At 71.9% G+C, this 13,562-nt stretch carries 14 protein-coding genes; 4 read left to right on the top strand and 10 right to left on the bottom strand.

The annotated features are described in order from the left end of the window. Positions 1–117 precede the first annotated feature (117 nt). The 3 genes from ACH4K4_RS32170 to ACH4K4_RS32160 form a co-directional block, all read right to left on the bottom strand. Positions 118–2,457 (bottom strand): collagenase, encoded by a 2,340-nt coding sequence (locus tag ACH4K4_RS32170; RefSeq protein ID WP_398172181.1) that lies wholly within the window; start codon positions 2,455–2,457, stop codon positions 118–120. Between the two features lie 179 nt (positions 2,458–2,636). Beyond that, the gene (locus ACH4K4_RS32165) at positions 2,637–3,296 is read right to left on the bottom strand and encodes a GntR family transcriptional regulator (RefSeq protein WP_398172179.1); all 660 of its coding nucleotides are present in this window, start codon (positions 3,294–3,296) and stop codon (positions 2,637–2,639) included. Positions 3,297–3,424: 128 nt separating this feature from the next. Further along, positions 3,425–4,003 (bottom strand): TetR/AcrR family transcriptional regulator, encoded by a 579-nt coding sequence (locus ACH4K4_RS32160; protein WP_398172177.1) that lies wholly within the window; start codon positions 4,001–4,003, stop codon positions 3,425–3,427. Positions 4,004–4,101: 98 nt separating this feature from the next. Here ACH4K4_RS32160 and ACH4K4_RS32155 point away from each other — a divergent pair, with 98 nt between their 5' ends. Continuing rightward, the gene (locus ACH4K4_RS32155) at positions 4,102–4,560 is read left to right on the top strand and encodes a nuclear transport factor 2 family protein (protein WP_398172175.1); all 459 of its coding nucleotides are present in this window, start codon (positions 4,102–4,104) and stop codon (positions 4,558–4,560) included. Positions 4,561–4,628: 68 nt separating this feature from the next. Here the strand turns inward: ACH4K4_RS32155 and ACH4K4_RS32150 are convergent, their stop codons facing one another. The 3 genes from ACH4K4_RS32150 to ACH4K4_RS32140 all read right to left on the bottom strand — a co-directional run bounded on the left by ACH4K4_RS32150 (position 4,629) and on the right by ACH4K4_RS32140 (position 8,586). Next, positions 4,629–6,239: a M4 family metallopeptidase gene (locus tag ACH4K4_RS32150; RefSeq protein WP_398172173.1), complete on the bottom strand. Its 1,611-nt coding sequence runs from the start codon at positions 6,237–6,239 to the stop codon at positions 4,629–4,631. 293 nt (positions 6,240–6,532) lie between these two features. After that, positions 6,533–7,051, bottom strand: coding sequence for a DUF4232 domain-containing protein (locus ACH4K4_RS32145; protein WP_398172171.1), 519 nt, complete (start codon positions 7,049–7,051; stop codon positions 6,533–6,535). A gap of 383 nt (positions 7,052–7,434) precedes the next feature. Then, the gene (locus tag ACH4K4_RS32140) at positions 7,435–8,586 is read right to left on the bottom strand and encodes a right-handed parallel beta-helix repeat-containing protein (RefSeq protein ID WP_398172169.1); all 1,152 of its coding nucleotides are present in this window, start codon (positions 8,584–8,586) and stop codon (positions 7,435–7,437) included. A 158-nt stretch (positions 8,587–8,744) separates the two neighbouring features. Between ACH4K4_RS32140 and ACH4K4_RS32135 the strand changes: the two genes are divergently transcribed. After that, a complete protein-coding gene (locus ACH4K4_RS32135) occupies positions 8,745–9,359 on the top strand; it encodes a flavin reductase family protein (RefSeq protein WP_398172167.1) in 615 nt (204 codons plus the stop codon). 164 nt (positions 9,360–9,523) lie between these two features. Further along, a complete protein-coding gene (locus ACH4K4_RS32130) occupies positions 9,524–10,513 on the top strand; it encodes an endonuclease/exonuclease/phosphatase family protein (protein ID WP_398172165.1) in 990 nt (329 codons plus the stop codon). Between the two features lie 12 nt (positions 10,514–10,525). Here the strand turns inward: ACH4K4_RS32130 and ACH4K4_RS32125 are convergent, their stop codons facing one another. The 4 genes from ACH4K4_RS32125 to ACH4K4_RS32110 all read right to left on the bottom strand — a co-directional run bounded on the left by ACH4K4_RS32125 (position 10,526) and on the right by ACH4K4_RS32110 (position 12,668). Beyond that, a complete protein-coding gene (locus ACH4K4_RS32125; protein ID WP_398172163.1) occupies positions 10,526–10,762 on the bottom strand; it encodes a DUF2277 domain-containing protein in 237 nt (78 codons plus the stop codon). Positions 10,763–10,788: 26 nt separating this feature from the next. After that, on the bottom strand, positions 10,789–11,463 hold the full coding sequence (locus ACH4K4_RS32120) for an alpha-ketoglutarate-dependent dioxygenase AlkB family protein (RefSeq protein WP_398172161.1): 675 nt from the start codon (positions 11,461–11,463) through the stop codon (positions 10,789–10,791). Positions 11,464–11,537: 74 nt separating this feature from the next. Beyond that, on the bottom strand, positions 11,538–12,407 hold the full coding sequence (locus ACH4K4_RS32115) for a GNAT family N-acetyltransferase (RefSeq protein WP_398172159.1): 870 nt from the start codon (positions 12,405–12,407) through the stop codon (positions 11,538–11,540). 78 nt (positions 12,408–12,485) lie between these two features. Continuing rightward, positions 12,486–12,668, bottom strand: coding sequence for a hypothetical protein (locus tag ACH4K4_RS32110; RefSeq protein WP_398172157.1), 183 nt, complete (start codon positions 12,666–12,668; stop codon positions 12,486–12,488). 478 nt (positions 12,669–13,146) lie between these two features. Between ACH4K4_RS32110 and ACH4K4_RS32105 the strand changes: the two genes are divergently transcribed. Then, complete coding sequence (locus ACH4K4_RS32105) at positions 13,147–13,353, top strand: hypothetical protein (RefSeq protein WP_398172155.1); 207 nt, start codon at positions 13,147–13,149, stop codon at positions 13,351–13,353. The last annotated feature ends 209 nt before the right edge of the window (positions 13,354–13,562 follow it).

The raw sequence follows: 13,562 nt of genomic DNA, 5'->3' as shown, positions 1-13,562 counted from the left end.
TGTTTTTTTTTTTTTTCTGTTTGTTTTCGTCGGGTGGGGGTTGTGTTATCCTTTCGGGGGGCGGGGGGGGGGGGGGGGGGGCCCCGGGGGCCCCCCCCCCCCCCCCCCCCCCGCCGGTCAGCTGCGCAGCGGCCCCTCACACGAGAAGGGCGCGCTCCCGGCCCGCCCGTCGGACCACACGTCCACGGTCCCGAAGGAGCAGTCCATGTCGGCGAGGTTGTCGGCCGCGGCCCCCGCGCGGTCCAGCAGGAAGTAGTCGACCGTCTCGGACATGTCGGCGAACACCCGGTCGGGGTCACGGGCATCGGCGAGGTTGGCGGTGATCCGGCCGGTGCAGGTGAAGCGCGACCGGCCGCCCGTCTCGCCGGTGCCCGTGCAGGAAGGCGTGATGTACGTGGCGGCGGCGAAGGCCGACCGGACCTCGGACGCCTCGGCGAAGCGCAGCGAGGCGACGGGGTGGAAGGTGGTGCTGGGCACGTACAGGTCGTCGGCCTTGGCGATCTGGGCGTCGAGGAACGCGTCGTACGCCCGTTGCAGCGCGGCGTCCGCGCCCAGCCGGGTGCGCCAGGCGTCGAACCCCTTCGGGTCGTCCGCGCGCTGGTATCCGTACATCTCCCGGATCAGCGACGGGCGCTGCTGCCACAGGAACTCGAAGAAGGTGCCGGCGTAGTTGTAGAAGCGGAAGCCGTCGCCGGAGTACGTGGCGTGTAGCAGCCGGTCGACGCTCATCCGCGGGCCGCCGCCGGCCGTGTCCGCGATGACGCCCTTGACCAGCGACTTGCGCACCTTCACCCCGTCGTCGCGGGTACCGCCCGCGAAGAACTCGGCGGTGCCCTCGTCCATGGCCGTGGTCAGGTCGCCGGTGTACCAGGGCGCGTCGCCGAAGCTGCCGGGAACGGCCCAGCGGCCGTTGAGGTAGTGGGTGTACTCGTGCCGGAAGAGTTCTTCGAGGGTGAGCGAGGAGTCCTGCGGCACGCGCCGCTGGTAGGTGTAGAAGGTCGCCCCGTTCTCGATGTAGACGCCGCCGTTGTCGGTGCCCATGCCGGTCAGCAGCGGGTGCATGATCTCGTACTCGGCGCGGGACGCGTACAGGTGGACGTGGAGTGTGGCGTTGGTGTCCCCGGCCAGCGGCGCGTCGCTGCCGAGCACCCGGAAGAACTGCGCCTTGACCTTCTTGCTCGCGTAGTAGAGCCGGTCGACGGTGGTCCGGTCGAGCGCGGTACGGACCTCCATGCCGCCCCGGTCGTAGGCGTACGTGTGCGGGAAGATCTCCTTCTCGATCTGCTGGAGGCAGACGTCGTACCGCGCGCACACGCCGTAGTGGTTGAGCCAGCCCGCCACCCGGGCCCACGGCGCGCTGCGGCGGCCGAAGTTGGCCTCGGCGGCGCTCAGCAGCGCCCCGAGGTCCGTGACGACGGCGGGCTTGAGGGCGTCGATCTGGCCGAAGCGCCCGTACTCGCCCAGGGCGTCGCGGACCGCCCAGGCGTTCGCCGTGCCCTTCAGGTGGGTGTGGCCGGCGAAGGTGCGGAAGGCGGCGCGGTACGCGGCGTCGGCGGTCACGGCCGCCCGGAAGGCGGTGTCGTTGTTGCCCGGGTGGACACCCAGGTAGTTGACGGTGAGCGCGGCGAGGGTGGTGCCGCCCCAGGCCGGGTCCGCGGCGGTCGGCGTCCCGCGGTCCATCGTGCCCAGCACCCGCCGCACCAGCGGCAGTTGGTGCTGCCGCAGGCCGGGCGCGCTCGCGGCCGTGAGGGCTTCGCGCAGCGTCTCGGCGTTGTGCCGGGTGGGCTCGAAGGTGCGGGCCGCGCTCCCGTACGCGGCGACGGCCGCCCGCATCGCCGCGACCGTGGGGGCGTCCGTGACGTCGATCTCGTCGCGCGAGAAGTCGTGGTAGGCGACGGCGTGCAGGTAGGTGAACAGCTCGTACAGGTGGGTGGCGTCGGTGGCGTCGTGGCCGGGCGCGAGCGCGCTGATCCGGCGGGACACGGCCTGCACGTGCGCCCGCGACATCACGGGGGCCAGCCGCGCGTCCCAGGCCCAGATCAGCCCGCGCAGACAGCCCTCGACGGTGACGGCGGGGTCGGCGAGGAAGTCCGCGAGCGCGTCCGGGCCGAGGCGGGTGAGGCCGTCCAGGGTGCAGGGGACGGCCGGGGTGCCCCAGCGGTTGCCGCCGGCTCTGCCGCGCCGGGCGGTGCCCGGAGCGAGGTCGCCAGGGACGCGTCCCCTGGCGATCCGGCCGTTGCCGGGCGGCAGGTCCCTGGCCGAGGGCCGCGGTGCGTCGGCGAACCGGTCGGCCCGGTCGGTCCTGTCGGGCACGCCGGACGCGGGGGCCGCCGCGGGCGCGGCGGCCGACGGCCGGCCGGGCGCCGCGCCGTGGGCGGCCTGGGCCGCGGGAAGGGCGAGACCTACCGACAGGACGGCACTCAGCAGGCCCTGGCGCACAGTGCGTAACGGAAACACCGGCTGCTCCTGGGTAGTGGCGGGTAGCAGCACGTACCGACTGCGCTGCGGCCCAAATGCCGTGCTGCTGCAAGGGATTGACGCTACGTCAGGTCGCTGCGCGCCCCGTAACCTAGTAATGTGACATTGCACTGACAACCCGTCGGGCCGGGATTTCGGCGGATCGGCGGCGCCGGCGCTCAGCCGCCGGACCGCGCCCAGAGCGACCTGACGTGCCCGAGGTGCCGCGCCATGCACGCCTCCGCCCCCGCGGCGTCGCCCGCCAGGGCCAGATCCAGCAACTCCAGGTGCTCCTGCGCCGAGGGCAGCAGCTCACCGCGCTCGTCGAGGCCGGCCAGTCCGTAGAGACGGGACCGTTTGCGCAGGTCGCCGACGGTCTCGACGAGCCGCGCATTGCCCGAGAGCGCCAGCAGGCCCAGGTGGAAGCGGCGGTCCGCCTCCAGGTAGCCGATGAGATCGTGGGCCCGCGCGGCGGCGACGATCTCCTCGGCCGGCGGGCGGAGCGCGGCCAGCTCTTCGCGGCGGGCCAGCCGGGCCACCCGGCCCACGGTCGGCACCTCGATCAGGGCACGGATCTCCGCGAACTGGTCGAGGTCGCGCTCGCTCACCTCGGTGACCCGGAACCCCTTGTTGCGTACGGGCTCGACCAGGCCCTCCCGCGTCAGGTCGAGCATGGCTTCCCGCACGGGCGTCGCCGAGATGCCGAAGCCGGCGGCGAGGGTGGGGGCGGAGTGCACGGTGCCGGGGCGGAGCTCGCCGGCGATGAGCGCGGCGCGCAGCGCGTGGGCGGCCCGGTCGCGCAGCCGCTCCTGGCCGGTGATCGGTCCGAGGTGCTTCACATGGCCCCCTGGGCGGGCCCTCGGCGGGCCCTCCGTACCGGCGTCGGACAGGGCAACAGCGTACAAAGTGGCGTTGCGCCGGGGAACGGTCCGGACGCCGGCGGACCCGGTGCCGTCACCGCGCCGGGTCAGGCGCGCCGCGCCGCGCCCGCCGCCTCCGTCAGTGTCACGGCGGCCTGCCTGGCGAGCCGCGCCGCGCCGGGGGCGCCGCTGATCGTGGCCGTGGTGATCGCGCCGTCCACCAGAAGCGCCAACTGGTCGGCGAGCCGGGCCGGTTCGGCGACGTCCAGGTCGCGTACGAGACCGGCGACGTACGCGTGGACGGCGTCCTTGTGGTCGCGTGCGGCGCGGGCCACGCCTTCCGCGACGGCGCCGAGTTCGCCGAACGCGTTGATGAAGGCGCAGCCCCGGAAGCCGGGTGCGGTGAACCAGGTGTGCAGCCAGTCGAACACGGCTGCCGGAGCGTCCTGGGGAGTGGCGGCATGCCTGCCGACGTACTCGGCCAAGTCTGCGCGCCAGTGCTCGTCGCGGCGCCGCAGGTACGCCTCCACCAGCTCGTGCTTGGAAGGAAAGGCCTGGTAGAGCCGCTTGAGCGAGACGCCGGAAGCGGTGCGGATCTCGTCCATGCCGACGGCCTGGATGCCGCGCGCGTAGAAGAGTTCCCCGGCGGCTCCGAGCAGTCGTTCCCGGGCTTCTGCCAGTTGCACAAGGGCCTCCCGCTAGCACTGAGAACGTTCGTTCTCTATAGTAGCCGACCGAGGGAGAACGGTCGTTCTCCACGTGTTCCGCATGCAAGGAGTCCGACATGGCCCCACGCCACCCGCTCCCGCCCTTCACCCGGGAGACCGCACTGCAAAAGGTCCAGGCAGCCGAGGACGCCTGGAACACCTGCGACCCCGCACACGTCGCCCTCGCCTACACCGAGGACTCCGTCTGGCGGAACCGGGACACCTTCCTCACCGGCCGCGGGGCGATCACGGCCTTCCTCCGCGACAAGTGGGCGCGGGAGCTCGACTACGCCCTGCGCAAGGAGCTGTGGGCCTTCGAGGACAACCGGATCGCGGTGCGCTTCCAGTACGAGTTCCACGACGCGGCGGGCCAGTGGTGGCGCGCCTACGGCAACGAACTGTGGGAGTTCACCGGCGAGGGGCTGATGCGGCGCCGGGAGGCCGCCATCAACGACGTCCGGATCGGCGCCGGCGAGCGGCGCATCTTCGGCCCCCGGCCGGCGGCGGGCGGCGAGGCCCCCATGGCCGTCTGGTAACCGTTCCGGCCCGCGGCGCCGGAACGCACTGCACCCCGCCGGGGCCCGGCGGGGTGCAGTGCGGTGCCTTACTTCACGTTGATCGCGGTCCAGGCGGCGGCGACCGCCTTGTACTCGGCGCTGGAGGCGCCGTACAGGTCGGCGGTGGCCTTGAGCGTGCCGGTGCGGGCACCCGCGTACTTCGTGGTGGAGGTGAAGTACGTGGTCAGCGCGCGGTACCAGATCTTCTGGGCCTTGTCGCGGCCGATGCCGGTGACCTTGGAGTTGTCGTAGGTCGGGCTGTTGTAGGTCACACCGTTGATCGTCTTCGTGCCGCTGCCCTCGGACAGCAGGTAGAACCAGTGGTTGGCCGGGCCCGAGGAGTAGTGCACGTCGATGCCGCCCAACGACGAGGACCAGTAGTCCTTGGACGCGCCGTCCTTGGAGGGCTTGTCCATGTAGCGCAGCGGCGTGCCGTCACCGTTGATGTCGATCTTCTCGCCGATGAGGTAGTCGCCCTTGTCGACCGCGTTGTTGGCGTAGAACTCGGTCGCCGTGCCGAAGATGTCGGACGTGGCCTCGTTCAGGCCGCCGGACTCGCCGCTGTAGTTGAGCTTGGCGGTGGCGGCGGTGACGCCGTGGCTCATCTCGTGCGCGGCCACGTCCAGCGCGGTCAGCGGGTTGGCGTTGTTCTGGCCGTCGCCGTACGTCATGCAGAAGCAGGAGTCCTGCCAGAAGGCGTTGACGTAGCTGTTGCCGTAGTGGACGCGGGAGTAGGCTCCCTTGCCGTCGTTGCGGATGCCGTTGCGGCCCAGGACGTTCTTGTAGAAGTCCCAGGTGACCGCCGCGCCGTAGTGCGCGTCCACGGCCGCGGTCTGGCGGCCGCCGCCCCACTTGTCGTCGGCGTCGGTGAAGAGCGTGCCGGTGCCGGACGTGCCCTGGCGCAGGTCGTACGTCTTGTGGCCGCCGCGGGCGCCGTCGGTGAGGTTGTAGGTGCTGCCGCTCTTGGTGGTGGTGAGCGGGACGGTGCCGCTGTACGAGCTGGTGCCCGTGCCGGTCTCGATCGTCTCGTCCTGGAAGAGCTTGGCCCCGGTCTTCGCGTCGGTGATGACGTGCAGCTCGCTGGGCGTGCCGTCCTTCTGGACGCCGGTGACCACGGTCTCGTACGCCAGGACGGGCTTGCCGGAGGCGGCCCAGATCACCTTGCGCGGCGCGTTCTTGGCCTCGGCCTTGGTGTTCTTCTCGGCGGCGGAGGCGGACAGCGCGCTCTTCTTGGCGGCGGCGGCCGGCTGGGCGGCGTCCGTGGTGGACACGGCTATCTTGGCCTGCGTCGCCTTGTCGACCGTGCGGGTGCCGTTCTTCTTCTCGTGGACGACCAGGTCCCCGCCGAGGACCGGCAGGCCCTCGTACGTGCGCTCGTAGCGCGTGTGCACCGTGCCGTCCGCGTCCTTGACGACGTCGCGGGCGACGAGCTTCTCCTGGCCGCCGAGACCGATCTTCTGCGCGGTGACGGCGGCGTCCGCCTGGGCGCTCTTGATCGCGGTCACGCGCTGCTGGGCGGAGAGTGCGACGGCGCTCGCGCCGGTCGCGGCGTCGGGCTGCGCGGTCGCGGACCCGGTCTGGACGGCGACCGCGACCATCGCGGCGGAGGCGACCAGAGCGGCGGCACGGAGGGAGTGCTTGCGGGGGGTGGAGGTCATGCGTCTCAACTCAGTCTCCTAGCGCGGGCCGTATGGGTTCGGCCCGTATGAGGGGGAGGGCACACCCTGTCGGGGCGCCCGGTGGTGCAGGAGTGAATCGAGAGGAGAGTGCCATCAAGAGACCGTGTTTGTCAGGGCTTCAACAAGGATTTCACAGGGGGTTTGACGAAATGCGATTGTTTGTCGGCTATTTATGGTCGGCACATGTCGCTTTTGTGAACGGCAGGTCCGCACGCCGGAGGCCCGGCGCCACGAGCGGACGCCGGGCCTCCGTACGGAACGGATACGCGCGGTCAGGAACTCGGCAGGTTCGCGGACCACGCGGTCACGGACAGCGTGCCGTTGTCTACTTCCTGATCGAACGGGACCACGTTGTGCGCGTTACTGCCCGTGGGTGAGATCTGGAGGTACTTGGCGTGCGCCGTGGCCGCACCGGTGTGCGTCCACACCAGGTCGGCGTAGGCGCTCTTGCCCGGCTTGAGCGTGACCCGGTGGACGCCCGGGTCCTTGGCGAAGTACGTGTCGCCGTGCCGCACCTTGGTCTTCAGCGCCGTGTGCCCGGCACCCTCCAGCGCGAGCCCCGGGTACCCGGAGAACGAGCAGGTGCTCTTGCCGGTGTTCGTCACCCGCAGGTACGTGCCCGCGTGGTTCATCCCGGCCTGGCTGCCGCCCGCGTCCGTGGTGGTGGCCTTCAGTGTCCCCGGCTGGCACGGTGCCGCTCCGGCCTGACCGGTGCCGGCGGCGGACGCCACTCCCGCGCCCGTACCCGCGGCAAGGGCGACGGCGGCGGCAACGGCGGCAGCGGTACGCATACCACGCATGGTCGATCAACTCCCTCTTCTCCGGAACACCGGAGAAAACGCTCGGTGGTGCACCGGCCCGCCTGCCCCACACGCGCGGTTCGATACGTGCCGGACACGGACGGTCCGCTTCCGCGGGCGCCCGTGCCGGGGCGACGGGCCGGTGCGTTCCTCCCTGAACCCGCACGCACCACCCTGGGCGCCGGCGCTGTTGCTCGGCTAACACACGGCTAACGTCCGGGCGTCCTTCACGTACGGCGGCGCCGCCTCCGGTACGCCACGGTGACCGCCCCCGGCAACGGCTCCCACAACAAGCGCCCACACCGTGACCCCGCCCCGGGCCGGGCGGCCGAACCGCCTCCACCGCGCGGGGGAGGCGGCCCTTCCGCCGGGCGTCAGTTCATGGTCGATCCGATGGGGGCGCCGGTGGTCAGGAAGGTGGTCGCCGGGAGCGACCCGTCGGCCCGGCGGGCGCCGTACGCGGTGCGCGCGTCGGTGGACCTGAAAGCGGGCGTCGCCACCCCGCTGTCCCAGTTGTTCCCCGCCGAGACGGCGGCGGAGCCCAGCTTCGCCGGCTGGTCGCCGTTGGCGACGGCCAGGTTCTTCGTCAGGCGGCCCTTGCCCTTGGCGAAGTAGAAGCCCGCCTTCTTGTTGGCGTACGCCGTGTTGCGTTGGACGACGGTGGCGCCGGGGTTGCTGTTCTCGGTGAAGCCGTGCATCGCGTTGTCCCAGGCCGCGTTGTCGTTCACCACGTGGGCGGCGACCGTACCGCCGCCGCCCAGCTTGAACCCGTTGCCGTTGCCCTCGAACGCGGGGTCGTTCCAGCGGTTCTTTCCGTTGCCGTACGCCCAGGTGTGCTCGATGGTGACCGGACCCGCGAACTTCCACAGGTCCAGCCCGTCGTCCGCGTTGCCGAACAGACGCGCCCCGGTGATCCGGTTGCCTTTGCCCGAACCGAACTTCACGGCGATGCCGTCGGCGTTCTGGCCGTGCGTGGCCGGGTCGAAATTGCCGTGGCTGTCCAGGTTCTGCACGAGATTGTCGTTGGTGCCGTCGCCGCGCAGCGTGAAGCCGGAGTCGCCGTTGTCGGCGGTGACCAGGTTCTTGAAGACGCCGCCGGTGGACGAGGTGGCGACGAAGCCGTGGGCGGGCGACTTCCGGAAGGTGAGGTTCTCGACCGTCCAGTAGTCGCCGGATATCCCGGCCAGCCAGGACCCTGCGGGCAGCTTCGAGCCGTCGATCCGCACCTGCTCACCGCCGTACGCGACGAGGGAGATGCGCGCCGTGGGAGTGCCGTCGGCCGAGCTCTTCAGGGGGCGGGTCGGGTAGTACGTACCGCCGCGTACCTGGATGGTGGTGCCGGCCTTGGCGTGCGCGACGGCGTCCTGGAGAGCCGCGGTGGAGGAGACGACGACGGTCTGGGAGGCCGCCCCCGCCGTACCGGGGGCGAGCGCCAGCCAGACACCCCCCGCGCCGGCGGTCAGGGCGACGGCGGTGGCGAGGGTCACGGCGCGGGTCTTGCGGTGGCGGCCGGTGCTGCTGCTCACGGCGGCTGTTCCTTTCGTGGGGGACAGGTACGGAGCGGCCGCGCGGGTGTCGCGTCCACGCGGCCGCCCGCCTCCTTGTCACCGCCGCCCGCGAGAAGGTTGCCGCCGGTACGAAAGTCCGTTGGGCCGCGCCCGGGCCGGGATGGATACTGATCTTCATGCGTATCGACTTCGACCCCGAACAGTACGACCGGCAGGGTTTCTACCGGTTGCTCACGGCGACCGTGGTGCCGCGGCCCATCGCCTGGGTGTCCACCGTCTCCGCCGACGGCGTGGCCAACCTGGCCCCGCACTCGTTCTTCACCATCGCCTGTGTCGCGCCGCCCGTCGTGCAGTTCTCGGCCGTCGGGCGGAAGGACTCGCTCCGCAACGTCGAGGAAACCGGGCAGTTCGTGGTGAATTTCGCGCCGGAAGAGCTGGCCGCGCAGATCAACGAGACGGCGACCGACTTCCCGCGCGGAGTGAGCGAGTTCGACGCGGTGGGCGTGACCGCCGAGCCGAGCCTGCGGGTGAAGCCGCCGCGCGTCGCCGCCTCGCCCGTGGCCTTCGAATGCGAACTGCACAGCACGATGCGGCTCGGCGACTCCACCGTCGTCTTCGGCAAGGTGGTGCACGCGGTCGTGTCGGAGGAGGTCATGACCGACGGGCATCCGGAGATCGGGAAGCTGCGGCCGCTGTCCCGGCTGGGCAAGGACGAGTGGGGCACGCTCGGCGACGTCCGGGAGATCTCCCGCATCCGGTACGCGGAGTGGCAGGGACCGGCCCAGGGCTGAGCGGGCGGCGTCCCGGGGCGCCGGTGCGCGGGAGCCGGAAGCGGCGGAGGGTAGCGCGTTTTCACCCCCGCTCCCTGCCGTCCACTTCCGCAACACCCCGGTCTCCGAGACTCTTCGGTGATCCGGTCCGCAGGCGTAGCGGGCCACCGGCCACTGGAGACGCGATGACGAGATCGACGGGCTGCCCTGCCGCCGTACCGGGCCTCTCACCGGGCGCGGCACCTGACTCCGCGGGCGCGGCGCACGCCTCCGTGGGCCCCTTCAGCCGCCGCGCGGCGCTTCGCGTCGTCGCGGCGACGGCCGTCGCGACGCCCGCCCTGGCGTACGGGGGCGGCGCCGCGCACGCCGCCCGGGGCGACCGCAGGTTGCGCGCCATGACGTTCAACCTCCGGTACGCCTCGAACGAGCGGCCCAACTCGTGGCCCGAACGGCGCCCGGTCATGCGCGACCTGCTGCACCGCGCGGCGCCCCACCTGCTGGGCACGCAGGAGGGCCTCTACCACCAGCTCCAGGACATTGCGGAGGACCTCGGCGAGGACTACGCCTGGCTGGGCACGGGGCGGGCCGGCGGCAGCCGCGACGAGTTCGCGGCCGTCTTCTACGACGTCCACCGGCTCGCCCCGGTCGAGTACGACCACTTCTGGCTGTCCGACACCCCGTATCTGATCGGTTCGGCGACCTGGGGCAACACGGTGATCCGGATGGTGACCTGGGTGCGCTTCCGCGACCTGCGGACCGGCGGCCAGTTCTACGCTCTCAACACTCACCTCGACCACCTGAACCAGTACTCGCGCGAGCGCTCCGCGACCCTGATCACCGACCGGCTGCGCGCGCTGGACCCGGCGCTGCCCCGCATCGTCACCGGCGACTTCAACGTCCCCGCCCACCGGAACCCGGTCTACGACACGATGCTCGGCCGGGGCGCCCTCGTGGACAGCTGGGACACGGCCGAGTCGCGCAGCACGCTGTACGCCACGTACCACGGCTACCGGCCGCTGCAACGCGACGGCGAACGCATCGACTGGATCCTCACCTCGCCCTCGGTCCACACGCACCGCGCCGTCATCGACACGTTCTCCGAGGACGGGCAGTTCCCCAGCGACCACCTGCCGGTACGGGCGGTGCTGGAGTTGCCCGAGGCGGGCAAGGGGTAGCCGGGCCGCCCGTCAGTCCGGCCGGCTCCGGGGGCCGCCGCCGGCACCGCGTACGCGGATGCCGGCGAGCAGGTCGTGCGTCGCGGCCGCCACCGCGTCCACGGCCTGCTCGAACACCTCCCGGTTGTGCGCGGCCGGCGCACGGAACCCGGAGACCTTGCGGACGTATTGCAGAGCCGCCGCCCGGATGTCGTCCTCGGTCACCTCGGGGGCGGCGGGCGGTCGGAGAGTCTTGATGCTGCGGCACATACGTCCAGTGTGCCTCCCGCACCCGGCTACTCCAGGCCGGTGACCCGCAACGTGATGTTCAGGCGCCCGCTCGCCAGCCCGGTCGCGGGGTCGCCGGTCCCCGGCCGTACCTTCGTCACCCCGTGGTACGCGAACCGCGACGGCCCGCCGAAGACGAAGAGATCGCCGGAGGCCAGCTCGATGTCGGTGTAGGGCCGGTTGCGGGACTCGGTGTTGCCGAAGCGGAAGACGCAGGTGTCGCCGATGCTGAGCGAGACGACCGGCGCGCCGGACCGTTCGTCCTTGTCCTGGTGCATGCCCATCCTGGCCTGGCCGTCGTAGAAATTGACCAGCGCCGTGTCCGGTGCGTAGCCGTCTCCCGCGGCCGCGTCCTCGTACGCGTCGACCAGCGCGGCCCGCCCCAGGTCGGCCAGCCAGCCGGGGAGCTCGGCGACGCGGGCGCCGTTGACGTCGTCGGCGGTGCGCTTGTAGGCGTACGGCTGCCAGTGCCAGCCGAGGCACACCGTCTGCACGGACATCACACCGCCGCCCGGCAGCCGGGTGTGCCGGATCGGCACCGGCCCCCGCGCCCAGCCGCGGCACGCGGTCACCAGCTCCCGCTGCCGCTGCGGGGACAGCCAGCCGGGAACGTGCACGGCGCCCGGCGCGGGCCGGCTCCGCAGGCGCTCCGTACCGCCGAAGCCGGGCAGCGGCTCGGTCACGACGGCATCACTCCCGATCGGCGCGTGGCGTGCGCGGCGTACGGGCCCGGCCACGCTTTCCGTTCCAGTTTCCCTTACTCGCCCGGCTCCGCGACCAGCGCGGTGGCGACCCGCCGGAAGCCGAGCCGCTCGTAGATCCGCGCGACGTCGTCGTTGCCGGCCGACAGGAACACGGTCCTGATGCCCCGCTCGCGGGCGTCGGCCACCAGCGCCGCGGTGACCGCGAGCCCGAGCCCGCGGCGGCGCGCGCTGGGCAGCGTCCCCACGCCGACGATCTCACTGACCGCGCCGACCGGCTGGTGCTGTCCCGCGCAGACGGCCGAGCCGCCCTCCTCCGCCACCGCCACCACGGTGTACCCGTTCCGTATGCGCTCGGCCACCCCGTCCACCGAACCGTCGTCGACCAGCTCCCGTACCGTCTCCGCCAGCTCCCGGGCACCCGCCTCGCCCACCAGGGTGTCGGGCTGCCCGAAGGCGACGTGCGGTACGGCGACGGCGTACGCCAGCGCCGGATCACCGGCTTCCAGCACCCGCACGGCCGCGCCCTCGGCCGCGACCCGCGTGTCCGGTGCCTCGCCGCCGTCCAGGCCGAGGGCGAGCAGCGGATGCTCGTGCACCGCCAGCCCGGTTTCCTCCACCGCGGTCCGCAGTCCCGGCGTGGTCTCGGCGACCCACTCGAAGCTCTCGGGTGCGCCCAGCTCCCGCTGCCGGGCCCGGACCCGTGCCACCTCGGCGGCGCTCGCCGCGTCGCCCGTCCACCCCGGGGTCGGCCGCGCGTAGTACGGCCAGCCCCGCCCCTCGCGTACGAAGAGCGTCAGCGCGCCGAAGTCCTCGGCGCGGGCGGCGCTGCGCGGGACCGCGTCGTAATACACCTCGATGCGGGCGAGCAACTGCTCCAACAGAGCGTCGGCGCGGCGGATGTCGTCACTTTCGGCAGGGTTCACCTGCGCATACAAGCAGCAGCGCGCCGCAGGACGCCAACGAATTCCGGTCCCCGGCCGTACGGTGCGGCCGGCTCCGGATCAGCCGGCCCCGACGACGGCGCGGTGCATCGCACGCGTCCATATCTCCAGCAACCGCGCGTACTCCGCGCGGTCCTCAGCCGTCCACGACCGGCCACGGCGGGCGCGCACGAAACGCCGGATCGCTTCGTTCGCGTCGGCGGCCACGGGCGCACCCGTGGGAGGGGGAGGAATCGGGAACATGTCGTACATGCTAGGGGCGGGCACCGACAACGAACCCTCCCCGGAGCGCGCCCGGTTGCCGCACCGCCGCGCCGGCGCGACAGGCGCACCGCACATATGCGGCTGACCAGCGACGACCGGTAAGAGCCCGAAGCGTGGATTGCTCCCTATGTGTCCAGCCCCACACCGCCCGTCCCCGCGCGGGCCGCTCCCGTGCCCGTCCCACCCGCCGCTATGACCACCGTCACCCGTTTGGCGCGCACCGCCCACATCACCGCCACCACGAACTCCGGGCGCCGCACTTCCGCAAGGGGCTTGGCATTGCGGGCGCACACCGGAATTTCTCGCTTGCGCCCTTCCCGCACCAGCCGCTTTCGCCCTATAGGCCAACCGGGTATATCGCCAGAAATCTCGCGTTTCTCCTTTCATATGACCGGCAGTCAAGGGTTCAATCGGCAGTGTCAGTCACTCTCAGCACGCCTCAAAGGAGGATTTGGGTATGCGTTCTGTCATCCGTCCGCTTTTCGTCGGCCTCGCGGTGGTGGGCCTGTCCGCCGCCGGCGCCGTCGCGGCCCAGGCCCATGGTCACGACGACGACCTCGTGAACATCAGCAAGTACACCAACGCGCCGAGCCACGCCTCGCACAACTGGGGCAGCGGCAACTGGAACTCGGCAGCCCGATTCGGGGACCTGGAGCAGGACTAATTGCCCCAGCGCGCCTTGATGGCGGGCACATCCGGCCCAACACCGGGTGTGCCTGCCGGCACGCGAAAGGAATGGGCGAGGCGCCTCTCCCGTCTCGCCCGCCGTTCCTCGCCCAAGGATGTGGCGGTGCCCCGGCAGGACCGGGGCCGTCTGCGCGCCGTCGACCGCGGCCCGCACGATCCCCCGGGCAATTCCTCCCCAACTCTCTT

The organism is Streptomyces sp. NPDC017529 (genome assembly GCF_044329785.1).
Taxonomy (GTDB): domain Bacteria; phylum Actinomycetota; class Actinomycetes; order Streptomycetales; family Streptomycetaceae; genus Streptomyces.
This window is presented reverse-complemented; position numbering and strand designations above follow the sequence as displayed.

Bases quoted from the DNA above. Each gene is read 5' to 3' on its own strand.
- ACH4K4_RS32150 (WP_398172173.1), bottom strand. From the start codon at position 6,239: ATGACCTCCACCCCCCGCAAGCACTCCCTCCGTGCCGCCGCTCTGGTC.
- ACH4K4_RS32110 (WP_398172157.1), bottom strand. From the start codon at position 12,668: ATGTTCCCGATTCCTCCCCCTCCCACGGGTGCGCCCGTGGCCGCCGAC.
- ACH4K4_RS32105 (WP_398172155.1), top strand. From the start codon at position 13,147: ATGCGTTCTGTCATCCGTCCGCTTTTCGTCGGCCTCGCGGTGGTGGGC.
- ACH4K4_RS32135 (WP_398172167.1), top strand. From the start codon at position 8,745: ATGCGTATCGACTTCGACCCCGAACAGTACGACCGGCAGGGTTTCTAC.
- ACH4K4_RS32145 (WP_398172171.1), bottom strand. From the start codon at position 7,051: ATGCGTACCGCTGCCGCCGTTGCCGCCGCCGTCGCCCTTGCCGCGGGT.
- ACH4K4_RS32125 (WP_398172163.1), bottom strand. From the start codon at position 10,762: ATGTGCCGCAGCATCAAGACTCTCCGACCGCCCGCCGCCCCCGAGGTG.
- ACH4K4_RS32155 (WP_398172175.1), top strand. From the start codon at position 4,102: ATGGCCCCACGCCACCCGCTCCCGCCCTTCACCCGGGAGACCGCACTG.
- ACH4K4_RS32130 (WP_398172165.1), top strand. From the start codon at position 9,524: ATGACGAGATCGACGGGCTGCCCTGCCGCCGTACCGGGCCTCTCACCG.